General features: G+C 57.4%; 18 protein-coding genes. 1 reads left to right on the plus strand and 17 read right to left on the minus strand.

Annotation, left to right across the window (positions count from 1 at the left end):
- Nucleotides 1-10: 10 nt before the first annotated feature.
- Nucleotides 11-493, plus strand: coding sequence for a DUF488 family protein (locus O9X62_RS09725; RefSeq protein WP_269532629.1), 483 nt, complete (start codon nucleotides 11-13; stop codon nucleotides 491-493).
- Here the strand turns inward: O9X62_RS09725 and O9X62_RS09730 are convergent.
- The 17 genes from O9X62_RS09730 to O9X62_RS09810 form a co-directional block, all read right to left on the minus strand.
- Nucleotides 450-1,169: a hypothetical protein gene (locus tag O9X62_RS09730; protein WP_269532630.1), complete on the minus strand. Its 720-nt coding sequence runs from the start codon at nucleotides 1,167-1,169 to the stop codon at nucleotides 450-452. The two genes, O9X62_RS09725 and O9X62_RS09730, sit on opposite strands and share 44 nt — an antisense overlap.
- 405 nt (nucleotides 1,170-1,574) lie before the next feature.
- On the minus strand, nucleotides 1,575-2,090 hold the full coding sequence (locus tag O9X62_RS09735; RefSeq protein ID WP_269532631.1) for a hypothetical protein: 516 nt from the start codon (nucleotides 2,088-2,090) through the stop codon (nucleotides 1,575-1,577).
- A 3-nt stretch (nucleotides 2,091-2,093) separates the two neighbouring features.
- Nucleotides 2,094-2,882 (minus strand): hypothetical protein, encoded by a 789-nt coding sequence (locus O9X62_RS09740; RefSeq protein ID WP_269532632.1) that lies wholly within the window; start codon nucleotides 2,880-2,882, stop codon nucleotides 2,094-2,096.
- The gene (locus O9X62_RS09745) at nucleotides 2,863-4,515 is read right to left on the minus strand and encodes a GspE/PulE family protein (RefSeq protein WP_269532633.1); all 1,653 of its coding nucleotides are present in this window, start codon (nucleotides 4,513-4,515) and stop codon (nucleotides 2,863-2,865) included. Before O9X62_RS09745 ends, O9X62_RS09740 begins: the two co-directional genes overlap by 20 nt.
- A gap of 83 nt (nucleotides 4,516-4,598) precedes the next feature.
- Entirely contained in the window at nucleotides 4,599-5,786 is a 1,188-nt protein-coding gene (locus tag O9X62_RS09750) for a type II secretion system F family protein (RefSeq protein ID WP_269532635.1), read from the minus strand.
- 211 nt (nucleotides 5,787-5,997) lie between these two features.
- Nucleotides 5,998-6,426, minus strand: a complete 429-nt coding sequence (gene gspG / locus O9X62_RS09755; RefSeq protein WP_269531865.1) for a type II secretion system major pseudopilin GspG — start codon at nucleotides 6,424-6,426, stop codon at nucleotides 5,998-6,000.
- Between the two features lie 25 nt (nucleotides 6,427-6,451).
- A complete protein-coding gene (locus tag O9X62_RS09760) occupies nucleotides 6,452-6,907 on the minus strand; it encodes a type II secretion system protein (RefSeq protein WP_269532636.1) in 456 nt (151 codons plus the stop codon).
- Between the two features lie 2 nt (nucleotides 6,908-6,909).
- Nucleotides 6,910-7,305, minus strand: coding sequence for a type II secretion system protein (locus tag O9X62_RS09765; protein ID WP_269532637.1), 396 nt, complete (start codon nucleotides 7,303-7,305; stop codon nucleotides 6,910-6,912).
- A gap of 2 nt (nucleotides 7,306-7,307) precedes the next feature.
- Nucleotides 7,308-7,811: a type II secretion system protein gene (locus tag O9X62_RS09770; protein ID WP_269532638.1), complete on the minus strand. Its 504-nt coding sequence runs from the start codon at nucleotides 7,809-7,811 to the stop codon at nucleotides 7,308-7,310.
- The gene (locus O9X62_RS09775) at nucleotides 7,808-10,216 is read right to left on the minus strand and encodes a cohesin domain-containing protein (protein ID WP_269532639.1); all 2,409 of its coding nucleotides are present in this window, start codon (nucleotides 10,214-10,216) and stop codon (nucleotides 7,808-7,810) included. Before O9X62_RS09775 ends, O9X62_RS09770 begins: the two co-directional genes overlap by 4 nt.
- 8 nt (nucleotides 10,217-10,224) lie before the next feature.
- Nucleotides 10,225-10,767, minus strand: coding sequence for a hypothetical protein (locus O9X62_RS09780; RefSeq protein WP_269532640.1), 543 nt, complete (start codon nucleotides 10,765-10,767; stop codon nucleotides 10,225-10,227).
- Nucleotides 10,760-11,293 carry a GspMb/PilO family protein gene (locus O9X62_RS09785; protein WP_269532641.1) on the minus strand — a complete coding sequence of 178 codons (534 nt, stop codon included), beginning with the start codon at nucleotides 11,291-11,293 and terminating at the stop codon, nucleotides 10,760-10,762. The genes O9X62_RS09780 and O9X62_RS09785 overlap by 8 nt, the downstream gene beginning before the upstream one ends.
- Before the next feature lie 260 nt (nucleotides 11,294-11,553).
- Nucleotides 11,554-11,985: a hypothetical protein gene (locus O9X62_RS09790; protein ID WP_269532642.1), complete on the minus strand. Its 432-nt coding sequence runs from the start codon at nucleotides 11,983-11,985 to the stop codon at nucleotides 11,554-11,556.
- A gap of 6 nt (nucleotides 11,986-11,991) precedes the next feature.
- Complete coding sequence (locus O9X62_RS09795; RefSeq protein WP_269532643.1) at nucleotides 11,992-23,166, minus strand: Ig-like domain-containing protein; 11,175 nt, start codon at nucleotides 23,164-23,166, stop codon at nucleotides 11,992-11,994.
- Between the two features lie 1,120 nt (nucleotides 23,167-24,286).
- The gene (locus O9X62_RS09800; protein ID WP_269532644.1) at nucleotides 24,287-24,604 is read right to left on the minus strand and encodes an H-NS histone family protein; all 318 of its coding nucleotides are present in this window, start codon (nucleotides 24,602-24,604) and stop codon (nucleotides 24,287-24,289) included.
- A gap of 388 nt (nucleotides 24,605-24,992) precedes the next feature.
- Complete coding sequence (locus O9X62_RS09805; RefSeq protein WP_269532645.1) at nucleotides 24,993-25,889, minus strand: GTPase family protein; 897 nt, start codon at nucleotides 25,887-25,889, stop codon at nucleotides 24,993-24,995.
- Between the two features lie 139 nt (nucleotides 25,890-26,028).
- The coding region (locus tag O9X62_RS09810; RefSeq protein WP_308446455.1) for a hypothetical protein at nucleotides 26,029-26,587 on the minus strand (559 nt) is incomplete at its 5' end.

The raw sequence follows: 26,587 nt of genomic DNA on the forward strand, positions 1-26,587 counted from the left end.
GGATGCAAGAATGACCATTTACACCATAGGCTACGAAGGATTAGACATCGACTCGTTCGTGTCGCTGCTCGTGGAGCACAACATCGAAACCGTTGTTGATATCCGCGAGTTGCCTCTGTCACGCAAGCCCGGGTTTTCGAAGAAGGCGCTGTCCAGCATTCTAAATCTTTCCGGCCTTGAGTATGTCCATATGGTCGACTTGGGCTGCCCAAAGCTGGTGCGCGACCGCTACCGTGAAAACGGCAACTGGAAGCACTACACGGAAGGCTTTCTGAAGCACCTCAAGACTCAAGAGTCTGCCATCGCCGAACTTTCAGAGCTGTCGGAATCGTCGAGCTGCGCACTGCTGTGCTACGAGGCCGACTTCAACCTCTGCCACCGCTCTATGGTTGCCAATGCCGTGCGCGCGTACAGAGGTGCGGACGTCGAGCACATCAAAGCTACAGGCGCTAGAACAGCGAGACCTGCCTTACCTCGACTGGCTTTCGCTTAGGCGGGTAAATCAGACTGATGATCAGCCACTGGTCTTGGAATCGGTGCTGGTTGCCCATCAGAAACATCAAGTCCTTTCCTCCTAGCTGTTCCTCCAGCTTGGCGCGGAATGGCACCTCCCAATCGACACCGTGGCTGCGGCGGCAATTCCAGTACAGCGCTCCAGCCTCCCAGTCGACGATCTTGTGCTTGTGCTCCTTCTCACCCTCCGGCGTGTCGCACACATACCGGTAGTAGAAGTCGAACGGCACCTTGCGCAAATCCCTTACCTGTCGCGTTGCCTCCGCCTCGGAGAAGAGATTACCCTGCATCTGCTCGCGCATTAGCTTCTCCTTTTCTTCCTCCGTCCAATCCTGGTTTCTGGCCTTGTTAATTTCGAGAGCAATCAGCCTCTTTGGTCGCAGCAATGCAATCGACAATCCATCGCTGAGCCGACATGATTCGATGGCATCAAAGCCGTCGAACGCCTGAATCTTATCCAGCCACTCCCATCGACTCGCCCACCCCTTCTTTGTGTCGAGCACATCCCCGCAGGCGATCGTGTCGACGTAGAGTTTGTGGCTCTCTGGTCGGTGATCCTTATTGGCCTTCTCGATTCGGACATCAATCCACTGCCACTTCTTGAACTGCTGACCCTCCTCGATCATTCGAAAAGGAACTGGGTACAGGCGACGCATCGAGCCATCTTGGCTAATGCCAGCCACGCAAGACGTCTCGACATACTGGGCACTAGGCGAAGGATACGTCTTCGCCAAGATCAAAATGCGCTCCATTCGTTCCAAAACCATAGCTACCCCCTCTCTTGTACTTCTGTTGCTTTGGGCAGACCATGCGGACGCATGGCAAGAGTCTGTGCTTCGGACAAAGTCGCCACCTATCTATCCGGAAGAATCATCGAATACAGAGTTCACTGTTCCTCACCTCAATTATTCTTGATTTACGACTACGTCATAGTTGAATGGGCTGCACAGCAGAGCAGCTTTAACGCCCTTACCAGCTTAGGAATCTAGCAACCCTGCATGAGTCTTGGCTTCACCCATATGGGTGAAACCTCGAACGAAATTCGCAATGCTTTCGCACTGTTACTCAGTCCGTACAGTCGCCCTTACTTCAAACTCCACCGTCTCCAAGCGCTCGCGCATCACCACCTGCTCCCGCACCAGATAGGCCTGCACCAGGCCCTGTTGTGCCGCGAGCAACGCAACGTAGTCCAGCAGCGCCTTACGATCCCGCGCCTCACCCCGCAACACGATCTTGCCGTTGCGTTTATCCGGCACGAACTCCAGCAACTCCACATCCGCCTTGGCCGCCCCTTCAATCGCCCCAAACACGGTTTGCCACGCAAAGCCGCGCTCAGCCGCCAAGGCCTGCCACTGCTGCTGCGTGGCCAGACTGGCGTTACTGGGTTTGGTCACAGTGGGCTTTAACTGCTTGGCGCGATGCGCTTGGACTTGGATTTCCAGTGCGAGCACAGCTTGGTGATTGTCATAAAGGCGGGTGGCGAGCCAGATGCTCACCCCCATCAGCAGCACGATAGCGCCGATTAGGTACACCGGTACCGGACGACGGGGTCGCAGCAAGCGTTCGAGTTCTTGCATCGCTTAGCTCCACACCGTTTGGGTGAGTACCGAGGCCGTTACCTCACCCAGGGTGACCTTGATGGCCTCCGGCAGCTTGAGCTGCTCAGCCGGCTTGGTCGACCAGTACTGCACATGGGTGATCTCCGAGGAGGTGGCAGCAAGCCGCGTCAGCAAGCGGCGGAGTGCTTGCTCCGCATTACCGGTGACGGGTTCCGCTTCACGCTTGATCAGCCCACGTCGATCCACCACCAAGGCGCACAGCCGATCGGCTTGTTCCAGTAACACGACGGTCTGCTTGCTCTGTCGCACCGTGCGATGACGGTAGTAAGCTGCCGCCGATACCGGCAGCACCTCCGAGAGCTTCAGCCCCTTGGCGGTGATCAGCTCATTCAGTTGGGCCAGCCAGGTCGCAGGCAAGGCATACGCCAATCCCAAACGCTCCGGTGCGGCGAACTCGGCATGCATCAGGTAGCCGTCCAATGCGATCCCTGCTGCCTCAAACCGCGCCTGCGCATAGGTTTGCCACTCTGCAGGCTTGGTCAGATCAGGTTGCCAAGGCAAGGTGATGATGCGTGCTGTCGCATCGCTCACCAGCACTGAGACACGGCCTTTACGCAAACCGCCGTTGGCGACCTGCTCATCCAGCACGGAAGCCAGCGCAGTTAAGTCTGGTGCGGTGCTTTGCGATGTCGTTGCAGGGGTTGCGGGGCTTGATGGGTTCGGCAGCGCGATGACCTGCTTGCCACGCGCCAGCCAGCCATGCGACTCGAACAACCCGACTGACAGGGACTCAGGCCACAAACGTGACACGGTTTACCTCCTGCAGGGTCGTCTGGCCATTACGCACCAGCTCCAGCGCGATATCACGCAGGAAGCGGGTGCCTTCCTTGCGTGCCTGCTCTTTCAGCGCCCGAATCGAGGCACGGTTCACGATCATTTCTCGAATCTCGTCGGTGAGGCGTAGCACCTCCGCCACCGCACGCCGGCCTTTGTAGCCCGTACCCCGGCAGTGACTACACCCCTGCCCTGCCCGGAATCGATAGGTCTGCGGATCAGTGATGCCCGACTCGGTGAGCAGTTCGGCATCGGGCGTCACATCCACCGTGCATTGTGGGCAGTTCTGGCGAACCAGACGCTGTGCCACCACACCGGTCAGCGAGGACACGAAGTTGTACGGGTCCACTCCCATGTGCATGAAGCGGCCAATCACATCGAAGGTGTTGTTGGCGTGGACCGAGGTGAACACCAAGTGACCCGTGAGCGCAGACTGCACGGCGATCTGCGCGGTATCGGGGTCGCGGATTTCGCCGACGAGGATTTTGTCGGGATCGTGGCGGAGGATGGAGCGCAGGCCTACCGAGAAGGTGAGGCCCTTTTTTTCATTCACGGGGATCTGGAGCACGCCGGGGAGCTGGTACTCGACCGGGTCTTCAATCGTGATGACCTTGTCTTCGCCGTTGTTGATCTCAGTGAGTGCCGCGTACAGCGTGGTCGTCTTGCCACTCCCCGTCGGGCCGGTCACCAGCAACATGCCGTAAGGCTCGGACGCCAATCGGCGCAGTAGCCGGATTGTCTCGCTATCGAACCCCAGTGAATCCAGCGTCAGACGTTGCAACTGATCAATGAGCGCCTGTTTGTCCAGAATCCGCAGTACCGCATCTTCGCCATGGATGCTGGGCATGATCGAGACGCGGATATCAATATCTCGCCCTTTAGACGCCACGCGGAAGCGGCCATCCTGTGGCACGCGCTTCTCGGCGATATCGAGTTCTGCCAATACCTTGATCCGCGCAATCGTCTGCTCGGCCAGCAAGGGGTTGTTGACCATGGCAATGCGGTTGAGCACGCCATCAATCCGGAACTTGATCACCAAGCCTTGCGGGACCGACTCCAGGTGGATATCGCTGGCTTCGTAGCGCAGCGCATCGAACACGGTGGAATTGACCAGCCGCACAGCCGGGCTGGCCTCACCCTGAATCGCGGTCAGCGTCAGGTCACCCGTACCATCACGGGCCAGCTCAATGACTTCTTCCACCCCCACGGCTTCAGCGACGGCGCTGAAGCTGGCCTCATGCCGCTCCAGCTCCTGTCTGAGTGCACGCGGATCAACCAGGTAAACCTCAGCGAGCGTTTGGCCCAGCTCGGCCAACCAGGTACCCAGCTCACTATCGAGTGGCTGCGCCGTCAGCGCGACCGGTTGGCCTTGGGCATCCATACCCACCAGCACCGTGTGCTGGACCATGTCGGCATAGGACGCGTGACTGAAGTCGGGCGTGATGGCCCAATCGTCGGCGCCGCTCAGCACCGGGTAGCCGGTCAGCTGGCCGGCTTGGTTCAGCAGTTCAGCCCGCAGATGACCAGTGCGCTCGACGAGGACGTCAAGCCAGTCATGTACCGGGGTCGCGGCCAAGGTGGCGGCGTGAAGTTGGGGAAGCGTCAGCACAGTGTTTCGCGTCGTGTTCGGGGGCGTAGGCGTTGTTGTTCGGTGGTGGGTATCGGGTGTTGCGTGACGGGCCGTGCTGTTCACTAGATGGCGTTGGCCAGATCAAAGATCGGCGTGTACAGCATCATCACGATGCCGCCGATGATGAGCCCGATGACAACCATCAAAACGGGTTCAATCAAGCGACCCGCGACATCAATCCAGGTGGCGACCTCCTGGTCGTAGAAGTCGGCAATGCGTTCCATCATGTCGTCGAGGTTGCCGGAGGACTCTCCCGCCAGCAGCAAACGCTGGGCGACCTCGGTACTCAGGCGGTGCTCGGGGAAGACCATCGACAGCGGCATGCCCTGCGATACCTGAATCGCGGCGGCTTGCAGATCACCCCGCATCGCTGGCGACAACGACGCCTCCGTCATGCGCATGGCGGACAGCACGCTCACCCCGCTCTTGAGTAGCATGCTCAGCGTGCGATACAGCCGCGCCAGTTGCAGGATCCATAGGCGCTCGCCCACCCAAGGCATGTTCAGCAATCGTCGCGACACCCAGGCACGCGGCACAGGATGAACCAGCAAGGTGACGATGCCGGCCACGATCAGGAAGAAGGTCGACCAGGCAAACACGCCGTGTTCGCGCACAAAGGTGCCCCAGAGCTGCACGAGGCCGGCGACTTGGTTGTTGCGGGCGCTCACATCGTCGAACACCGCACTGAAGCGCGGCACCACGTAAAGCATCAGGAATGCCACCACCAGAAAGCCCACGCCAATCAGAATCGCCGGGTAGATCGCCGCCGAGATCAGCTTGCCGCGAATCTCGTCGATCTGCTTCTGGTAGTGCATGAAGCGGCGGATTGCGGCGCGCACCGTACCGGTGGTCTCACTGGCTCGTACCATCGCCACATACAGCGGCGGAAACACCGAGGGCAGATTGGCCATGGCTTCCGAGAGCTGTTTGCCCTGCTGCAGGCTGGTCAGCAAGCTCGCGTACACCGACTGATGCCGCCCTGCTCTATCGTTCCGGCCCAGAATCTCGATCGTGTCCACAATCGGCTGGCCTGCCTCCAGCAGCGAATGCAGCTGCTGGTTGAACACGGTCAGATTGAATGGGCTGGCGCGAAATCCGGTCGGCATGCCGCTACCCACGGCATCGAGCGTGAGCACGCGGCCACCCGCCGCCACGATCACATGGCGTGCTTCGTCCTCGGTGGCGGCTTCCACCTCATGCCGTGCCACCTCACCGGTATTGGCGAGGGCCTTGATCCGGAACCGGGCCATAGAATCCTTTAGCTCCCACTCCAAGCAACGAACATAGACAAGTCAGATGACGAGCGCAGCGAGGTTCCCCCGCGGCGGCGGGGGCGGAGGGGGATGGACTCAATCAGGGGAGCGCCACGATTTACGCCCGCACTACCGGTGAGCGCTCGGGTTTCCCGAGCGCCTGTCCTGCACGTACCCACTCGCAGCTGGTCGAGACTCATACAGGCGCTCAGTTCCAGCTCACCACATCGGCATCGTCATCAGTCCCGCCGGCCTTACCATCCTTGCCGTAGGAGATGATGTCAAAGTCACGGCCATCCTGGCCGGGCGAAGTGTACTTGTAGGCGTTGTTCCACGGATCAGCCGGGATGGCCTTCTTGAGGTAAGGACCGCGCCACTTGCCCTCGCCGGCAGGGGCGGCAAACAGCGCAGCCAAGCCTTGATCGGTGGTCGGGTAACGGCCCACATCGACACGGTACTGATCCAGCGCCTTATCAAAGGCATCGATCTGGGCCTTGGCCACCTTCTGTTCCGAGCGACCGATCTGCCCGAAGTACTTGGGGCCCACGAAGCCGGCCAAGAGGCCGATGATCAGCAGGACCACCAGCAGTTCCAGCAGCGTGAAGCCGCGCTGTTGGGTCTTGTTTGCTTGATACATAGTGCTTTCCTTGTTGTTAAGCATCTCAACTGGGTTGATACACAAACTGCCAATCCACATACCGCTTGGCGCCGGTAAAGCTCACCAGCACCTCAGGGAAATCCGCCACCTTGATCGGGGCGCGGGTCGAGAGCGAATACACGCCCATCACCCCACCATCGGGCGCGGGCACCAGCCCCCAATCAGGCGTCCCCGTGATCGGGTCACGATACAGTCGACGTAACGGTCGGCGTGTTGTCGTCGCTCGCTCGTCCAGCAACAGAGCTTTCAGATCGGGTGGGTAACGCTTCACCGTGCCCGGCGTTTGCACGTAGTACTGCTGAATCGCGTTGCGATAGGCCTGCCCCACATACAGCAACTCGGCTTCACGCTCACGCCACTCGGCGGTCTTGGCGTTCTCCACGGCCCGTAAACTCAGGGTCGTGAGAATCGCCACGGCAAACAGTGCCACGGCATAGCTGTAGCCACGCTCGCGCTGCATGCTTACCAATCCTTGTACCAGGTGCCGTTGCGCGCCTTGTTCGGGGCACTGCTTTTGACGTCCTGCACCACGCCCAAGCTGGCATCCTCGGACGTGACGACCACCCAGCTCTTGTTACTCTCGGTAAACGGGTCGACCGGGATAGCCCGCAGGTACTTCTGTTCCACCAGATCGTCGAGCTTTTCTGGGTACTTGCCTTTGTCGGCGTAGAACTTGTCCAGCGCATCGCGCAGGATGTACAGATCCTCCCGCAAGACGTCTTCCTTGGCCTTGTCGAGATTGGCGAAGTACTTGGGTGCGGCAATCGACAGCAGCATGGCGATGATCGCCATCGCGACCAGCAATTCGATCATCGTGTAGCCGCGGATCAGGGAATGGGTGCACAAACGTTTACGCATGCTCACCACTCCTTGTACGCCAAGCCGTTAAGGCCCAGTTGCGTCGAGGTCGAGTACACGTCAAACACATCGTCACCAGTGCGCGGGTTATCCGGTGGGGAGTCAAAGCTGCGCACACCCCAGCTCTCTGCGGCGGGTACGGTCGCATCCGCAAAGAACGGATCGCGCGGCAGGCGCCGCAGGAAGTACAGCTTCTTGCCGGGCACCTTGGCGTTCTCTACACCGGCCGTCAGGTCGGTCAGGCTGGGCGGATAGCCGCTCTGACCGGGCAGAACGGCAATGAAGCCATCAGTCGAGGCACGCTTGTACGCATCAATCGCCATGCGTACATCGCGCAAAGCCCGGCGCAGCTCCATTTCCTTGCTGCGCTTCACCGTGGTCTGCGCCAGGGGAATCGCAATCGAGGCCAGCAAGGCGACGATGGCGAGCGTAGCCAGCAGCTCGACAAAGCTGAAGCCGGTCTCGCGCCGCGATGCCCTACCCCTTGAAACTGCCCACCCGATCATGGTGCGACGCTGACCTTGTGCACGATGGGGGTCACCGGGCGAACAATCGCCTGGCTGCTCCCCACCGGGGAAATGCGCAGCAGACTGATTTCGGCTTCAGCCGGCGCCAAGGCTTTGAGTTCCACGGTCATCAAACGGCCATCCCCCTTCACGCCCGTCGCTTCGCTGCTCGACAGCCCAACCGAAATCCGGCCGCTTTGCTTGTCCACGATCTGGCTGAAGTTGCCCTTCCCGTCCTTGCTGAAATACGTGCCTTCCTTCACCGACACGACTTCAAACTGGGCCGGGTTATAGGCCAGTTGCAGGGGGGCGGCGCGCAGCAGTTCGCTGCTGTCGAGCGCCAGATTCAGTGTGAGGGCCTCGCCGACCTTGCTGCGGTTCGGGCCGTCCCAACGCAGGCGCAAGGGGCTGGTGTTGGCCAGCATTTCGGCGGCTTGTGGGGGAAGCGCGTTGTCGGTTCCGGCTTGTGCAGCAGCCTGGGCGGGGGCGCTAGCAGGTGTGGGACTCGCGTTGCTGGCAGCGCTCGGGTTCGCGGGTGCTGCCGGGTTCGATGCCGGCTGAGTCGTCGGTGCGGCAGCGGAAGTATTCGGGTTCGAGAGGGTGCGCAGCTGCAAAGGCTTGGTGCGCAGGATCGATTCCGAACCAGACCAGAACGCTTCGGCTGCTGGTTCCTTACGATCCGCATTGCGGATCAGGCGCGGCGTGATCGACAGGACGATTTCAGTCTTGCGACGGTCATCCTTCTGGCTGGAGAACAAGCGGCCCAGCAGCGGCAAGTCACCCAATAGCGGAATCCGGTTCGCGGCCGAGCGGTCTTCGTCGCTGATGAGCCCGGCCAATACCTGGGTCTCGCCATCCTTGAGGCGCAGCACGCTGCTCGCGTTGCGGGTACCGATCTGGTACGCCTGCGAACCGCTGCTGGTTTTGACGGTGTTGACCACCGAGCTGACTTCGAGCGAGACCTTGAGGCCAATCTCGTCGCGCAGATGCACATCGGGTTCGACCTCAAGTTTCAGGCCCACATCGAGGTACTGGATGTTCTCGGACAGGAAGCCATTCGGTGTCGTGGTCGTGGTCACCACGGGGACCTTGTCGCCGATGAGGATCTTGGCTTTCTCGCGATCTTTGACACGGATGCGCGGGTTGGCGAGCAGGTTGGCGTCGCCGTCTTCCTTGCGCAGGCTGAGCGTGGCCGTGGGCAGCGTCACGCCCAGCTTGTCGGAATTCAGGTTCTTTAGGTCGCTGAGCTTGAACGTCGGCAGCGTCGACGTCGTGCTGCCGCCGGTGCCGGAACTGGTGCTGCTGGTCAGCGGGGCGACAGTGAACTGGTCGGTCAGCTTGATGCCCAGGTCCAGCAGGCGCGAGCGGTTGATTTCCAGCACTTCGACTTCGAGCATCACTTCGGGCTCGTCGAGGTCGTGCAAGGCGACGAGTTTTTCGGCGAGGACGATGGTTTCGGGCGGTTCACGCAGTACCAACAGGTTCAGCTTGTCGTCCACGAACACGTCTTTGATTCGGAGTACCGTCTTCAGCAACTGGGCGGTCTGCTTGGCCTCCGCCGTGGCCAGGTAGAACGCACGGACGACCAGTTCCTGGTACTCCTTGGCCTTGGCTGGCGTGTTTGGGTAGATGAGGACGCTGGTGTCGTTGAGGATTTTCTTGTCGAGCTGATTCGTCGTGAGGATCACGTCGATCGCATCTTCAAGCGCGGTCTGGCGGAGGAACACCGTGGTGCGCTGATCGGCCTTCACTTCGCGGTCGAAGATGAAGTTGATGCCGGTAGTGCGCGACAGCGCCTCGAACACCGTTTTCACGCTCGCATCACGGAATTCGAGATTGATGGGCTTTTTGTAGAGATTGCTCAGCGAGGGCGTCGTGAGCAGCTCTTTGGATTGCAGCGCTTCAATCTCGCGGCGGACGGCCTTGGCTTCGAGTTGATCCGGCACGGCTTCGAGAGCGCGGCTGGCGAGCTTGAGGGCCAGGGTCGGATCGTTCCGCTTGAGGGCGTCACGAGCTTGGGCAGCATCCTCGTTGGCTTGGCGCAGGCGGGCAAGCTTATCGAGGCCGGATCGTGCGCGTTCGTTGTCGGGGTCGAAGCTGAGGATGGATTGGTACTGCTGTTGGGCTTCCGTCTCTTTACCAGAATGCAAATTGGCATCGGCTTGGGCCAGCAGGCGGCTGACGGCTTTGTCGCGGTTCTGCAGCCAGTCGGTTTTGTAGCGAACGTCCTGGGGGGAGAGTTCGGCGGCCTTTTGCAAGTGCGGGACGGCTTCGGCGTAATTGCCGCGGGCCATTTCGTCCATGCCGGTGCCGTGGTGGTAGACCGAGGCACAGCCACTCAGGGCCAGAGCAACAGACAGCAACGTGGCGCGCACGGTCAGGCGGGGGAAGTCAGAGAAATGCATGGCGGGCTTTAACTATCGGACGTGCTGAGGGCCAGCGATTGGTGTTCGCCCGTGGGAAGGTGTTCGAATTCGATCTGGCTGGCGGTCAGCGCGATGACCTTGTAACTGGCATCGAGGGCCTCGCCGGCTTTGGCGATGAGCATCTGCTCGCCACGACTCAGGTAGACCACGTCCTGGCCGCCGTCGTTGAAGCGACCAAGGAATTTGAACGGGAGCGGTGGCGGGCCGACGGGTATCGGGGCACTCACGACGGGTGCGGGTGCTGCAACGGGTACCGGGGCCGGCGGGGGTGCCGTCCAGCCTTTGTTGGCGAACGGGTCGGGGATGGTGTCGGGTAGCTCAGTCGCAGCAGTCACCGTGGGCGCGGGCGAAGCAACCGGCGCAGACTGCTTAGGCGCAGCGGGAACCAAGGCTAGCGCTGCTTCCCGCACAGCAGACTCGGTAACTTCCAGCGTGGCATCGGGCTGTTCAACGGGATAAAGCATTGCGATGACGGTTGCTGCCAACACACTACCCAGTATCAGCCAGCGTCGTTGGCTGGCTTTATCCATGGGCGCCTCGTTGGTAGACCGCGGACAGGGTCAGATCGCACGAGAGGGGCTTGTCGCCGATGTCTTCGCGGTTGCAGTGGATGCCGTCGAGGGAGAGGTTCGGGACGGCAACTTGCAAAGCAGCAACGTAGCGACGGATATTGGGGTAACTGGCGTCGAGCGTCAGCGTGACGCGATAGCGCAGGTACGGCAGGCCCGAGGTTTCGTCGAGCGTGTAATTGACCTCGGACAGGTCGAGTTTGAGTTTGCTGGCTTGGTCACCGAGGGTCTTGGCGAGTTGGGCGCTGTTGAATGCGGGTAGTGCGGATTGCGTTGGCTGATATGCCGATGAAGCAATCGGCACACTAGTAGCAGTTGGCGATGTCAATTCCATCGACAGGTTCGCCAGCGCTTGTTTTTGCTGGGCGTACGACACACTCAACATTACCGCGATCACCACCATCACACCGCCGAACACCGACCAAGCCAGATGCTTACGGGTGGTTTGACACAGGGAAAAGACGGCGAATGAGAACTGAGGAAGCACGGGTGTGGCCTTCGCTATAACGAATAGTAGACAGGGACAGTAGGCGACTGAGTCCGCCAAAACGGCGCGCAAATCAGTGCAGATCCTTGCGTTTTACGCCCCGGTAACGAAGTTAAACTCGAGAGGACCCAGAAACCGCTTCGTTTGGGTAGGGAATTTTGTGGGTCAGCGACTTGAGTCAAGTCATGCCGCGCACGCCCCTCGAAGTCAATTCTCATGAATGTAAAAATAAGGACCCTACTCCAATTCCGTGCGGGAATTTACTGAGCCGCTTCAAGCGCCGAAACTAGTGCTCTCCCCAAAGCCATCGGATCTGATTCCCTCCCAAGGCATACATCCCGCCCAATTCGATCAAATCCACCATTGGCCCCAAGGTTACGCATTGGGATTAACCAAATACCATCTTCATCAAGCTCGACTTCCACACACTTAGCCGACTTCACGAAGGTACTCCACGACTTAACCCCGGCCAACTGCAAAACCGGATCAAACAATCCTTTCCATGAAGTCGGATGAGGCACATCGGATTTAGATACTTCTAATGCCTGGCCGATGAGCGCACCAAGCTTATCAATATGACTAATTTCGGTAGAGCGGGGGGGTGCCCCCATAATCCAAACACCTGCCGTGGTCTGCGACTGAGCGAAGACAATAACTTGTGTTTTCCTTAGATAAGCAACGACTCTTTTCATAATTCCTCACGGATAAACAACCACCTTAACTGCGACCCCTTTGGAGGCACCATACTGTACAGCCGCGCTCATAGCAGCTTGCTGTGCCGTGTTGCCCGTATGTGGTACCGCGATTACTAGTTCACGTGCTGTCACCCCCGTTACGGTAACGTTTGCCCAAGTCCTCGAAGTAAAGGCCGCGACAGAATCTACGTAGCTACTCACTGTACGGCTTAACGCTGAAACAGACTGATATGACTTCGCACCGAGGTCCAAACTCTTGATACTAGTCGCCACGCCTTTTTCGAATTTATCGATGACAGGGAAGTTAGCGGGCAGGTTCTGCCCCAAGGCTTTCTCAATCGCAACACCCCGTTCAAAAGGATGCAGAGCCCAAACACTCCTTGCTGCGACGTTCGCCTCGCCTAGTACAAACTTAGCAAACAAGTTGCGCGATACATTAGCTACCGAGCCAGCCCTGCCCAACGTGGCAATGTTCATAGCCCCATAGGCTACTCCCGCAAACAAATTCCCAGCAGCAGCGCCGTATTCTCCACTCTTGTACGCTTCCGTCATGCGGCGTCCATAGCCACCGGTAATTGCTGTCTCGGTACCATTGAGCAGACTCTGCCCAACTTCATTGCTTGGGGAACGGGTTTCGCCCCACTGCTCCACCATGGCCTGACTAGGATGACAATGTGGGTTCTGCAGACACTCTGTCAGGGGATTGGAAGTATCCCTCTGGTTTTGGGAAGAAGTCGTTCTTATTTGGTCTCCCGCAACAGATCCAGACGAGGTTTCACTAGTAGCCTCGCCTTCCTCTAGATCAGACTGTCCTCCTTCTGCATCAGTTTGCGCAACTGTGGCCTCTGGTTCATCAACAGTACCCTGCGCACCCGGCAAGCGCCTAGCCGCAAAACCTGTTGGATCGGTTAGATTCGTTGGGTTGTTCCATACATAGGTATAGCGGTTATAGCTCTGGCTATGCTCCGGCTCCTGAATCAACGGATCTGCAGACATAAACCGGGCAACTAGCGGGTCGTAAACACGACCGTTCATGTGCACGAGGTCCAACGCATCCAGCATCTCATGGCCGGTGTAGCCCTTGTTGTCGGTCTGACCGTCTAGGCTGTCCGGCGTGCCGTTGCCGTTCAGGTTGCGGCGCTTGCCCCAGGCATCGAAGCCCAGCTGCTCAACAAAGTTGCCGGCCTCGTCGCTGATACCTACTACCGAACCCAAGCGGTCCACATGCGTCCAGCGTAGTTGGGTGTTGCCGCCCTCTTCGATCTCCACCCCCAAGCCTTGCGGCCAGTAGGTCTTGATGCGCTTCACGGCACTGCTGCTGTCCAGCTCTACTTCCATGGCGCCCGCATAGACAATACTGCCGTCCTGCTTGAGCTGCTTGAGACGCTGGTGCTCCGGTCCGTAGACGAACTGGCTCCAAGTCGTCGCACCGCTAGCGCAGCTGCCATCACCTTGGATGCTGCCTTTCGTCATGCACAGCGGCATGTCGAAGCTGGTCCAGCTGATGTTTCGACCCGCACCACTCGTCATATTGCCGTTGGCGTCGTAGCTGAAGCTACCTACGCCATCGATGCTGTCCACGGCATGAGGTCGGATGGCGGTGGCGCCTTGGGTCGGATAGCGGTAGCTACCCGGCAGACCCGTGCCTACCCCAGTCTTGCGGGTCAGGTTACCGATCGCGTTGTACTCGAAGTACTGCGTAGGCTGCCCCGTCACCGTAGCTGTAGCAAGGCGGTTCAGGCCATCGTAGCTAAAGCCTTCGATGGTCGAGTTGGTACCGCTCCAAGTGTGGGTACGCTGATCCACATTGCCAAGAACATCGTAGCTGTAGCTCTCCCTCATCTTCGATTGCTGGGCGGCATTGGTGTATTCGCCCTCGTTCAGTAGGCCGGTGTGCTCGTTGTACTCGCGCGTCTGGATCAGGCCATTACCCAGCTGCGCGGTTTCAACACGGTTCGCAGCATCCTGCTTGATGGCTTCCCACAATTTCAGACCATTACGCTCGATGTGCTTCAGGTAGCCGTAACCGTTGTATCGATTCTCGACCTTGCGAGTCTTGGTGACATCGGTGCCACGGCGTTCCGAACGGCTGATCGGACGACCCCAGCTGTCGTAGCTCTGCGTGCTGACGTAAACCGTATCGAGCTGGGTTGTGGTCGTGTCCGGACGGCCGAGGCTGTCGTAGGTATGAATGCGGCTGTAAGTCTTATTGGTGCTGGTGCCAGTGTACGCTTCTACCAGCTGACCACAGCTCTTGGTGGCGGCGCAGTTGGACGGATTGGTGGCGTGGTCGTAAACCCAGTGGCTTTCCAGGTTGGGTTCGTACCGTGCCGTCATCCGGTTCAGGTCGTCGTACTCGGTACGGGTGTATTCCTTTTCCTTGTCGGCCTGCAGCGTCTTCAATGCCGCGGCTGCACGGGCCTTGGGACTGATCTGGCGATAGACGCGGCCTAGCGGGTCGACGCTGTATTCAATCCGGCCCAGATCCGGGTCCTTCAGTTCTATCTTGCGGCCCAACAGGTCATAGACTACTTCGATCACGTTCCCTGCCGGGTCGGTGGTCTTGGTGAGGTTGCCCCAAGCGTCGCGACCAAACAGAGTCTCCCCGTTGAGGGCATCCTTCGTTCTCACCAATTGGCCCACGACATTACGGGTATCCGTCTTTGTCTGGGTCTTCGGGTTGGTCGTGGTCGTGTCCAGGCCGTTGTAGGCCGTAGTGGTTGCCACCAGCGCGCCCGTATCCGACGGCGTTTCCACCTTCGTGACCCGGTTCAGGTTGTCGTAGGTCATACGACTCGCCAGCTTGGCGGTCGTACCGTCAAAGGTAGGCTGATACACCTCCCACACTCGACCACGGCTGTCGTAGCGGGTGTCGACCACTATGGCGCGGCCATCAAAGCCGTAGGTTTGCTTCCGCAGTTCGTGACCGGCGCTATCGCGGTACACCAGGCTTGGTACAGACGTGCGCTGTGTGCCCTTGAAGGTATCCACGATGGCGACAGTGGTTGCACCGATTGGACAGCTGGTGTCGCACTGCTTCAGGTACTGGCGCACCTCGGTGTACTTGGTCGAATCGGTATCGTCGTGACGGATTTCCTTCTTCACCTGCCCAAAGGCATCGACCACCCATCGAGTCTCGATACCATTGGGGCCAACCAGACGTGTCTGCTTGCCCGTTGCAGCGTCGTAGCCTCGGGTTTCGGCTTGGCCGAGTGCATTCTTGACCGTTTGCGGGAAGCGGCCCTTGGGCTCGTAGATCACCTCTTCGGCAACACGCGACTTGGTCGTACCCGTGACCGGGTCCGTCCAGGTCTGGGTCTTCTTGCCGACCAGGCCGAATGCGTTGTTGCTGCGGTCGAGCTCGGTCGTGACTTTGAGCGCAGGTTGATTCGGCTCGATGATCTCTGTCTTCACTGAGCCTACATCATCGTAATCCAACTCAATTTCTCGTTTGATCGTCGATCCCGAGCTTTGTTTAATAACAGTTTTAAATTCAGGCAAGCCCAACAGCCAAGTGCTCTCGGCATTCCGATAGCTCTGAGTCGTTGTGGTATTGAAAGTAGTCCCACCACCAACTGCATTGTGCGATTGCTGGGTCAAGTTGCCGTAATCATCACCGTAGGTGTTAATTACAGTCGTGGTGGAAATAGGGGTGCCATCCAACTCCCAGCGGGCCTCAGTTGTCTGCTCAAGGTAAGCAAAATGGGTGCTAAGACCACTAGCAAGCGTTAACGAACGTTGCTGGTAAACATTGTCGGTTTGAGTAATCCGTGAACCATCAACATCAAGTGTTTTGGCCTGCTTGACCAGTCCGACAAAGGGCCAATCCTGACGGTACTCAGTATGTTGTTGCATTCCGGTATCCAGATCAGTCACCTTGGTACGGGCAAAACCCAAACTACCGCGACCTAATTGATCGAACGCAGCACCCGCGTATTGGTATCCCTTGCGTACCCATCCACCTTGACCATTGCTCGTGCGCAACTCTTTGACAAGAGCACGTATCTCCAGACCAGGCCTGACCGGGTGTTCACGTGGGAATTCACCTAAGGCATTGTCGTAAACAGCCGTGTCAATGCCTCGGCTATAACTGACCTCTGCACGATGGCCCAAGCCATTCACCACCGCAACCAACTTGTCATCCAAGCCTGTCGTATTCAGCTGGAATAAGGTAGCGGTTCCGTCTTTATCGAGAATATAAGCGATCGCAAGCTTGCCATTACCCAAGAAGTCGCCGGAAACCATAACGCCTTCATCATGCTGATTTGTTTGCCCCAAGCTGTCCGGCCCAGCGGACACGATCTTCCGAGAAAACCCAATGGGAGCTTGAATGGGCAAGCAATGCCAATCCCCAGCACGGTAGCGACATGCGTGCCCTGCAGATTCCGCAATGAATTCCGACCCAGAAACACCAGCAAAATTTCCAAAAGCGGCGTATCGGAAGGGCAAAGCTTTGCAAAGCTTAGAATCCGCCTTGGTTAAACAGTAGCCTACTGCATTATTTGCGAATATCAGGTCACTGTAGCCATCTTCATTAATATCGGCAGACTGACTTGGCAGGTTGATAGAGCCACTCCATCTGATTAGATATGGCAATCCGGAAAATAGCGAGTCATGTTGAACAGTCTGCGCATTGTAGAGATGCTCAAAGGAAGTAGCTGACTGTGGACAGGCAAATCGTCCATCGGCTCCGTAACAGTTCACCTGCAAAGCTTGTGTAGTCGATTCAAATCGAATGAAATTAAAGTCAGTACGACCATCCTGATTAAAATCACCAACCACCGATACGTGAGGCCCCGGAGGTCCACCACCAAACCAAACTTGATTCAATGCGGTAATAGATAGCGGGGAGAGTTCGGTAGGCACCGTATTGTTGCCCAATTGAACACAGCCGCCACCCTCGCCATCACAATACCAATTCGGGCCAGCATCCCCAAGATAGTCAACTGGATAGTTGAACTCATTATCATTGGCAAATATGGTATCCATCACCCGGGAGCGAATCAACATTAATCCGTAACGCCCCTTACCACTCAAATCAACGGCGGCATATTGACCAGGTGTGAAGTAATCACCCTCATCCGTATCTTCACTATGATTCATGGTCGAGCACGCAAAGTTGCCAGCCTGACGTACGTAACGACATTTGATCGGCGGAAAGTAATTCTCCCTGCCGTACGCAGAGCCTGCCAACTGACTTGCATTTCGCAACCCAGGCAAAATCAACAATTCGGTGGAACCATCTCCCTCAAAATCCATGGCCAGCATCTTGGAGCCATTGTTATACCCGGAAATATTGTCCGTAAATGGCCCGATATATTCCGCAATATTAATTTCGCGATTATCAAATCCAGAACCCGTAGAAAGCCCAATCAAGATGCGCCGCGTTTTGGTATATCTAGCGTAGTCAGTGCGACCGTCCCCATTGAAGTCGCCAGTTGCAGTTGAAACGATATCCTCATATTGTCCGGATTGGCCACGATCCACTACTGGCAGGCTCCAATCACCCACCTTGACCCACTGCAAACCAGCCGCAGGAACTGTAACCTTGCTCCACTCAAGTGATGTAGCTGGCAGGCAATGCCCACCGTTATCACAGGCCTGGATCGTAGAAAGCAGGCTGCGCCCACTGTATGGACTGGTCTCGTAAGCAAATTGGTAACGATTGGCCAAGGTGCCTCCCGTCCCGGCATCGCTGACCTCGGCATAGGTCTCAACATGCTTGAGTCGCTGTGTGTTGCTGGTCAATGAACCAACCACATAACCTGAACTAGTATCTGGTCTATTCTCATAAACCAACTGGACACGCGCCACAGCCTTGCTCACTCCTGCACTCAGGCTGCCATAAACAATACTGTCCAGATGCCATTCGCCCGTGGCATTCGACTCTATATAGCGGTAGTCGGTATAACCACCCTTACGCTGTTCCTTGCGTGAGAGTGCCCAGCTAAGTACTTCGGTAGAACCTTGTGCTTCAATTCGTGAGTCATCGGTCGCACCAAAGTAGTCGATCAATCCGTCACGACGCATTACCTTAAAGCCATTGCCGTCACGCTTAATCAAATCAAAGCGCTCGCGCTCAGTGCGATAGGTAGCATCACTGGACCAATAATCATTGCCGCTAGCCAGCACAAGGCGCTCACCGTTCAGGCATAGCCTATCGTCCTGATTTAGGCTCAAAGGCTTGCTGTCTTGATCTTGCGCCCAATTCTGGCGACAGCGCGTAATTTGCTGCGTACCACTTAAGCTCCAGCCCATGCCCAGCAAACCATTACCGGCCTGGCTGCTGTAGTTCAGACTGAGATTAGGTTGCATGCCATTGGTACCCGGCGGTACCGCAATCGGGATACTGTAGGTTGCTGCGCCACTCGCGTTCACACCGAGCTCGCCAGGCAAGGTGCCGGCATCCGCGTTAGAAAGATGCGGCGGAGTGATGTCGACCGCGATAGGTGTCGCGTCGCTTGGACCAGTTGCCGTTGTTACCAAGAAGGTGGTTTCGATCGTAGTCGTAACAACCGCACCCTGAGCGTTCAGTGCCCTCGCCTTCACCGCGTGATTGCCCGCCAGCAGGCCGTACCAGTTCGCACTCCACGTATTCCCGTTCTGAGTACCCGTGGTCACTACCTGGCCTTGGCTGTTCAGGAATTCCACCTTGGTGACGGCAGCCGTATCACCGCCCACTGTCGCACTCAGATTAACGATTGCGGGTGCGATAAAGCTACCCGTAGGTGTCGCCAAATTCAGCGTTGTGGTCGCACTAGCATCCACATAGAACGCGTTCTCCAGCGAGTACAACGTGGTATTGCCCTGCCGTACCCGTGCCTTCACCCAATACGGCGCAGCCCGCGCACTCAGGTTTGGCTTACTGATGTACCAGGTGTTGGCTTCGGTATCCGGCTGTGCCGTCTGCCACTGGTCGTCTACCGCAATGGCCACTTCATCCACCCCAGCGCCCACATTGGTAAGCTTGGCCTTGGCGAACAGATTCGCTGGGGCGGTGGCGCGGTCGTTGTTGGCCGGGTTGGTCAGCGCAATGCGCAGGCTGGCCGGCATCGTGCAGGTGTTATCGGCGCACGGCAGGATGATCTTGGCGCTGCTGGTGACAGCAGTACCAGTGACGTAAATTGGTGCCCCAGCGTACTGGCTGGTATAAGCACTCAGGTCGATCTTGAAGCGATGGCCTGTGCCAGGCGTCTTGCAGGCGGACTGAACAGCGGCGCTGTCCGAACCTTCAATCAGGTTGGCGGTACCCGTCGTGATCGGTGTCCCACCGAGGATGCCCGGTGCATTGACGTGCACCTGCACATTGACCGCACCCGTTTGGCTCTCTTGGCATACCCAGCCAATCAGTTCTGGCTTTTCTTCGGCGTTGATGCGGACACCATCCACCGTGCCCAGCAAGGGACTGTCGGTGATATTGAGGATATGGCTCTGCGATTCTGCTGTCTGACCCACATTGTTGGTGGCGCGCAGCTTGATGCGGTAAGCGTTCGCGCCGAGAGGAATCAGCTCATTGAGCGAGACATTGGCGGCATCGGTAGTCTGAGTAAAGAAAGCCGTCGATTCATACCCACTGCCCGTGTCACGGAACAGCTCCAGCTTCGTGATCTTGCCCGTGCCCACACTGGCGCTACCCGTGAAGCGGATCGAGGCCTGGGCACCAACTGCCACGCGCACATTGGACGGATTGGGGGCATCAAGGCTCGCCACAGGCGTCGAGACCACCGGAACGGTGTAGTTGCCGGAACCCGGAATATCCAGATGGCTGCCGCCGTTGAGCGACAGACCCTGCACATAGATCGACTTGCCACCGTGGGCGGCGCGGTAGGGTTCAAGATCAAACGAGAAACGGAACGCACTATTGCTGGTACCGCAAGTGGTGGCCAGTGCGGCCTCGCCCGGCAGATTCGCTGTCTGGTTCAGCAGGAAGGTGCCGCTACTCGATGGCCCACCCACAAACAGCTTCACGCCAATGGCTCGTTCATCGTACTGGTCGCAGGCCCAGCCCTGGAGACTGGCTTTGCCCTGACCATCAATCACGACGCCTTCGACATTACCCTTGACCGGACCACGTTCAGTAACCGTGACGGTGATCTCCGCACTATTACCTGAGAGACCCTTGGCATCCGTGGCACGAACCCGGAGCAAGTAAGTGCCCTTGGCCAGCGTGACGGATTGATTGGACGCACTGCTGCCATTCAGTGTCCACAGCGGTGTCGCATTGGCACCGTTGAACAGTTCGAGCTTGGTGACATTGTTTTCAGCATCGGTACTGCCGGCATTGAAGCCCAGCGATACGGTGCCCCCAACGGGAACGTAGAACTGGGTCGGGGCTGCGGTCAGGCTGAACGTGGCTGTCGGTGCCGTATTGGGGATGACCGGAATGGTGAACGTACCGGAATTACCCAAAAGCGGATTGGCGCCGCCATTGAGCGAGAGGCCGTGGACATACAGAGCGCTGCCACCGTGGTCAGTGCGGAATGGCGCCAAGTTGAAATTCCAGCGGAAGGCGCTGTTACTCGTGCCGCAGGAGGTCGCAATGGCGGTCTCCCCGGTCAGATTCGCCGTCACCCGATTGAGCATCGCACCTGCAGGCCAGCCTTCACCAGCGTACAAATCGACCTCAATCGCACGCTCGTCCTTCTTGTCACAAGCCCAACCGAAAAGGATGGGTTCACCTTGGGCATTGTTGAAAATGCCATCAACGCTGCCAATGACCGGACCACGCTCACTCACCTGCACCATGACGGCTGGCGAGTTGGTGTAGTACACATCTGAGCCGCTACCATAAGTCACCCAGTCCGGAATGAACTCCCCCTGAGCCGCGACATACCAGTAAGTGCCCGCACCCACAGAATCATTGAAGACCAGGCTCTGTGTATCCTCCCGCACCAGTCGGCTAAACCCACTGCTCGGGCCAGTCGAGGAACGATAGATCTCCAAGAACGTTGCAGTCGGTACGCCTACTGCCGCAGTCAATTGAATCGCAGCATGACCACCGGGCGATACGATGGCTTGTGTCTGATTAGTGCTCAGGGAGGCGGCATCGTCAGGTGTTACGGAAATCGAGGCGGTAGCACTGGTCGTTGAGCTACCGCTGTTATCAAATGCTTTGGCCGTGAACGTATACGTTCCCGGCGCGTTTGCTGCCCAACTCTGACTATACGGAGCACTGGTGTCCTCCCCGAGCTTGGTTGAACCTTGCCAAAACTCCACCTTGGTAATGGTGCCATCGCTATCGGATGCGGTAGCGGACAACGTGACGGTTTGCCCAACAACCGTGCCGGCGGGCGCACTAACGCTGACTGCAGGGGGGGCATTGTTGGCAACGCTCACCGTTACGGCTGAGGAGGTCGTCACGCCACCCTGATTGTCCGTCGCACGCAATGAAAGATTGTGGGTACCCAAACCCAGTGTCACGTTGCGATTGCCGCCCGTGGTCGCCGCGTTAACCGTGTCAATGACGGTACTGCCATTGAGCAGTTCGAGTTTGACCACTTGGCCGTTGGCATCCGTAGCGCTCGCGCTATAACTCAGCGAAGTGGTGGAGGTGCCAGCGGGGAGCACAAATGACGTGCCAGAAACATTAAAGCTACCGATGCTCGGCAGATTAGGATTGCTGACGTGAACATTGGCAATGCCCGAAGTACTGGTTAGTCCAGTGTTGTCCGTTGCTTTGGCATACGCGTAGTAAGTACCGGGTGTCGTGGTGGTAAGCGGAACATCCAGCACGTAGTTGCCACCGCTCAGCGAGCCATTACCCAGTGAGAAATCACTACCGCCAAAGGAGTATCGGAACTCCACCTGACTGATACTGCCGCCCGTATCACTTGCCGTTGCCCGCAGGCTCAGGGTGTAGGGCAAAGTCGTCACGTAGACGTTGCTACCAGGCGCCGGATTCACCAAGGCGACAGAAGGTGGTGTATTGGGCGGCACTACCGATACATTGATGCTGCGCGTCGTCGACAGACCTTGGGAGTCATAAGCCACGACAGACACGCTGTAGTTGCCGACACCGACGTTTGACCACGTGTATTCATAGGGCGCACTTGAGTCCGTAGCGAGCAGCGTGCCGCCGTTGTAGAACTCGACGCGGGTGACATAGGTTTGTGCATCACTGGCGCTGGCTTGGAAGTAGATGTTCGCCGGTGAAGTGAACGTTGCGCCGTTTGAGGGCGCATTTAATGTCAGCGAGGGTGCGGAATTAGGCACGGTTACGGTCACGCTGCTGCCACTACTCAACGTCGAGGTACCTTCGTTGTCATAGGCACGTGCTGTAAAAGTATGGGTGGCAGCGCTCATACCACTGACGGTATGGGTATAAGGGGCGCTGCTATCTGTCGCAATCAGGCTGCCATTTTGATAAAACTCGACGTGATTGATCGAACCATTGCTATCACTGGCGCTCGCGCTGAGCGAGATCGTACTGCTCGTCGTACAGGGGGATGCTGAGCAGCTCGCACCGACACTGACGGTCGGTGCAGGGTTAATGGTCTGCAATGGATCGCTCACTGATTTACTGCCGCCAGGGCCTGTAGCTGTCCAAGTGCAGGCGGAGGGATAGCCTACCCATGCGGGGTCACCCGTACCATTCACACTTCCATTCGGACCGAGGGTACCGCTCCCCACAAAACCCGTGCCGCTGGCGGAACAGGTGTAGTAGACCGACGTCGCGTTCGTTGTACTCCAGGTTACCGTGTAGGGCTTACCCGAAATCATCGGATTGGGGTTGCGCACAACGGAAATCGTAGGTGCGGACGCAGCACTGGTAACCGTTACCGTGTAGGTGTATGAGTCCCCAACGAAGCCGAACTCTGAGGTCAGCGCGCGCAAATACAGCACGTGTGTACCAACACCGAGATTAGCGCTGAGCGTGCCATTGCGTTGAGTATTTACGGCCCGCTCACCGCCACTGGTGTAGTTAACTACATACTCGACTGCATTCAGCATTGAGCTGCCTGAGTACAGCTCTACGCGATAGACCGCATCGTAGGGATGGGACGATTTCAAACTGAAACTTATACCCGCACTCAGAGTACCGCCTGCAGATACCGCACCACCGGTGGTAGTCGCTGACGTGCTAAGGAAATCGATGCCATCAACAACATATGCCCACCCCGGGGCACTCGCCATGACCATCGTGAACCACACCAGCAACTTGGCAATCTGAACGCGCATAAGACCAGCGACGCACGCCTTGCGCGTGCGCCTCCCTCAATAGATTTTGGTTGGCATCAGCCTCTGCGAGCTGACCCACTTTTAAGCAGCGGCGGAATCTATCAGAGGAGATAAGGACTTGGCTTCACCCATTTGGGTGAGAAATCCCGTCATTTACAAGGCGCGTCGGCCAAGTGAGTCGGCATGGATTCACGCATCGGCCACCAAGCTGTACCACATTGCTCGAAGGGGATGATTGGCCGGTAAGGGAGGTCCCAGCAGCCCCTTTTGAGTAACCACACCCTCTCGGGGATCTTGTTGGACGGGGTTAGCTTAGACCAATTACAAAACTGTCAACGGCACCGCATTGAGTACTTCGGGCGCCAGAGAAATTTTGGTCAGACTGTTGCATCTTCGTCATGACGCGTCATTGGAAACCAGTGAACCCCCTTCGAATGCGGCGCTTTACTTCACCAGAACCATCAATTTGAAGCCGCCGACGACGATCAGACTCCAGAATCTCGATAGTAATTTATTGAGTTTCAACCATTTGGGTGAAGACAACGGCGAGGATCAGGGCCTAGCCTGGACCCTGGTCGATTGAGTGTCGTCAATCGGAGAAGCAACTCGCAATGAGGAGGAACAAAGATGGCCGCACACGGTTCGTTTGTCGGGACACCTAAAACAGAGTGGTTGACTGCCCCCTCGGGTGCCGATCGAGACATGAAGCTGCTGGAAGAGTTCATGTACATCGACCTGGATGGCCTGACATGGAGAGCACCTAGGCCGCCCCGATCATCTGCGGAACAGACCCACCGTCAGCAGCAACAATGTAGTACATCGAAACCGAGCTATAGGCACGAATTTCTTTATTACAACACCGTGATTTGAATAACAGCTCGCCACTTATTTTATTTTCCGCCAGGCGATCCATAACGTGATCCAAGCCTCCCAAGTCACCCTTGCAGTAAGGACAAACATGCATAACAAAAAGCTCGCGAAATAAAGATGTCTGCTGACCTTAGTCCAACTGAAATGACTAGTCTTCACCCAAATGGGTGAAATTTCATGAAATTCATCCATCAAAGAAAACGCCTCGAGGGTCACTCAGGGCGTCCAGGTTGGGGCTTCGGTTCTCAGCCTATGCAGCCAAGTCGTCGAGTTTTCCGCCCGCCGCCAGATGCGCCACCACCCACAGAGGCTTACGCCCCCTACCCGACCAGGTCTGCCCATCCTTGGCGCGATACTTCACTGCCACCGGACCGCGAGTCGTCTTGCTAGCCTTACCTGAGACACCAAGCAGCTCATCGATGCTGAACCCGCGATCCGCGGCCAGCTGCTTCAAGTCGTTCAGCGCTTGCAGCTTGTCTGCCTGCTGACGACATGGAATGGCTGCTTCAACTTCCTTCTTGAGCTGGTGCAGTTGCGGCAAGGATAGCGGGGTGAGATCAATGGTCATGGTGTCGGGCTTCGTCAGGTGACAGAGAAGGCCTCCAATATAGCGGCCTTTTGCCGCATTGCGAGCGCAGTCATCCGCTCATCCTCCCCAAGTTTTCTGGGCTGCTAAGCTGGCTGGGGTACCTCGTACATCCACCAAGCCGTCACCCCGGGAGTACAGCTAGTACTTGCCTCCGAGGCCTATCCGCCGTGGGCATAGTTTCCAGTCAGCTCAGTCTCTCTAGGAACAGTGCTGACCTGAGCAGCGAGACGACCCTCTGGGGATTTTATTCCCAAGAATTCCCGGTAATATTGAAGTTGGATGCAGGGACTGCATCGCACGCTTCTCCTCGGGCACCAAAAAATAAGTAGCAGTAGTTCGGGCCACCTTTTGAGGTGGCCCGAATCATTTACACCTTATCCCGAATGCGGCCAAACCAAGGCCCCAGATGGCGCACGATGAATGCCCAGCCGTCGTGAACCGCTTCCCTCACCAAATCCCGCACCGACTCCCACAAGGCCTTGCTCGCCTCCTGAACCGACTGCGGAGACTGGCAGGCTTTTTCGGTCTCACGGTGCACCGCCCAGCGCTTCTCGCGAGGAAGTTGATACAAAACCTGCTCCACCAGACTGCACAAGCCATACCCCTGCTCGACCGCCACGATGCAAACCTCGCGGAGCGGCACGCGAAACTGGCGGCAGACCACATCCTGCTTCAAGGCGATATTGCGCGCCTGTTCCGGGCCGGGGTAGCTCTTCTTCCAGTCCCATTCACGACAGGGTTCGATCTTGTCGACCTGGTTAATGACGAAAGTCACAGGCACACCGTGCTCGCGCGCCAAAGGCAAGACCTGATCACGATACACCTGCTCATCGAGACTCAAGGCCCGGTCATCACCCTTGATCACCCACAGGATCAAGTCAAGCTTGGGGATCAGGCTGCGGTAGAGCTTAAGGTGATCCATATCCCGTGCTTCACTCTCGCCAATACCGGGCACATCAATCAGCGTGATACCGCGACCATGCTTGAGTGCGAGTTGGATTTCCTGAGGTTCGCGGGTACACGATTCAATGGCACTCACCGGAGCAACATCACGCCCGAAGAGCACATTGCACAGACTGGACTTGCCCACGCCGGTCTTACCAAAGACGCCAATAGTGGCGTGATAGTTGATCAGTTGATCAATCCCTTCTCGCAAAGTCCTCAGTTGATCTTTGCTCAGGCTATCGCTTCGTAGCCGGCACAGCTGCTCAACGGCATCCAGCAGTTCGCCTGGTTCGTCCTGATGGGTTGTCACTTCTTGCATAGCGGACTCCTTTCCTCATCACATCCTCAAGCGACCCACATTTGAGATGGGCCTGACGGCGTGAGGGCATCATTCAAAGCAAACAGCCCCATGGCGAATGCCATGGGGCTGTTTGGAGGTGGGTGTTACGACGTGCTTGTCAGGGCTGTTTGCCCACCCGGCACCAATCTTCCCATTCGGTCATCTGGTCAGCTGAAATCGGTGCGTCTTCCCCGACCTGCTTCCTGTGGGCGACGATCCACTTGTCGGTGCAGGAGGTTGTTGCCTCGGCCACACCACCTGATCCGGGCACTTCCTGACCATTAATAAAAGTGGCCGACTGAATGATCCGTCCAGAAGCAGGATCAAACTCTTGCTGAAGCCCCTCTTTGACGTCGAAGTGGTAATTGTTCAGCGCAATTTTCTTACCCTCGGCATTGAACCGGAGGACGGTCCCGGACAATTTGTTGTACTCGTAACTACCTGACTCAACCACCTGTCCGGTTTGCGGGTCATAGCGTTCAAATGGGCCATTCCGCTCGCCGTTGGCCATGGTGTACCGAGCCGTTTTCTTGCCAGCTGAATTGAACTCATGAAATGGACCGGACAGTACGTTGTTCACGAATTGGCCGGATGCAATCACTGTCCCCGTGTTTTCATCGTGGCTCTCGTACTTCCCTTCACGCAAACCATTCTCATACTGAAAGACCGAACGCTTC

The sequence above is a fragment of the Chitinimonas sp. BJYL2 genome (assembly GCF_027257935.1).
Lineage (GTDB): Bacteria > Pseudomonadota > Gammaproteobacteria > Burkholderiales > Chitinimonadaceae > Chitinimonas.

Bases quoted from the DNA above. Each gene is read 5' to 3' on its own strand.
- O9X62_RS09790 (WP_269532642.1), bottom strand. From the start codon at position 11,985: ATGAAAAGAGTCGTTGCTTATCTAAGGAAAACACAAGTTATTGTCTTC.
- O9X62_RS09750 (WP_269532635.1), bottom strand. From the start codon at position 5,786: ATGGCCCGGTTCCGGATCAAGGCCCTCGCCAATACCGGTGAGGTGGCA.
- O9X62_RS09805 (WP_269532645.1), bottom strand. From the start codon at position 25,889: ATGCAAGAAGTGACAACCCATCAGGACGAACCAGGCGAACTGCTGGAT.
- O9X62_RS09725 (WP_269532629.1), top strand. From the start codon at position 11: ATGACCATTTACACCATAGGCTACGAAGGATTAGACATCGACTCGTTC.
- O9X62_RS09780 (WP_269532640.1), bottom strand. From the start codon at position 10,767: ATGGATAAAGCCAGCCAACGACGCTGGCTGATACTGGGTAGTGTGTTG.
- O9X62_RS09770 (WP_269532638.1), bottom strand. From the start codon at position 7,811: ATGATCGGGTGGGCAGTTTCAAGGGGTAGGGCATCGCGGCGCGAGACC.
- O9X62_RS09735 (WP_269532631.1), bottom strand. From the start codon at position 2,090: ATGCAAGAACTCGAACGCTTGCTGCGACCCCGTCGTCCGGTACCGGTG.
- O9X62_RS09800 (WP_269532644.1), bottom strand. From the start codon at position 24,604: ATGACCATTGATCTCACCCCGCTATCCTTGCCGCAACTGCACCAGCTC.
- O9X62_RS09730 (WP_269532630.1), bottom strand. From the start codon at position 1,169: ATGCGTCGCCTGTACCCAGTTCCTTTTCGAATGATCGAGGAGGGTCAG.
- O9X62_RS09760 (WP_269532636.1), bottom strand. From the start codon at position 6,907: ATGCAGCGCGAGCGTGGCTACAGCTATGCCGTGGCACTGTTTGCCGTG.
- gspG (WP_269531865.1), bottom strand. From the start codon at position 6,426: ATGTATCAAGCAAACAAGACCCAACAGCGCGGCTTCACGCTGCTGGAA.
- O9X62_RS09775 (WP_269532639.1), bottom strand. From the start codon at position 10,216: ATGCATTTCTCTGACTTCCCCCGCCTGACCGTGCGCGCCACGTTGCTG.
- O9X62_RS09765 (WP_269532637.1), bottom strand. From the start codon at position 7,305: ATGCGTAAACGTTTGTGCACCCATTCCCTGATCCGCGGCTACACGATG.
- O9X62_RS09795 (WP_269532643.1), bottom strand. From the start codon at position 23,166: ATGCGCGTTCAGATTGCCAAGTTGCTGGTGTGGTTCACGATGGTCATG.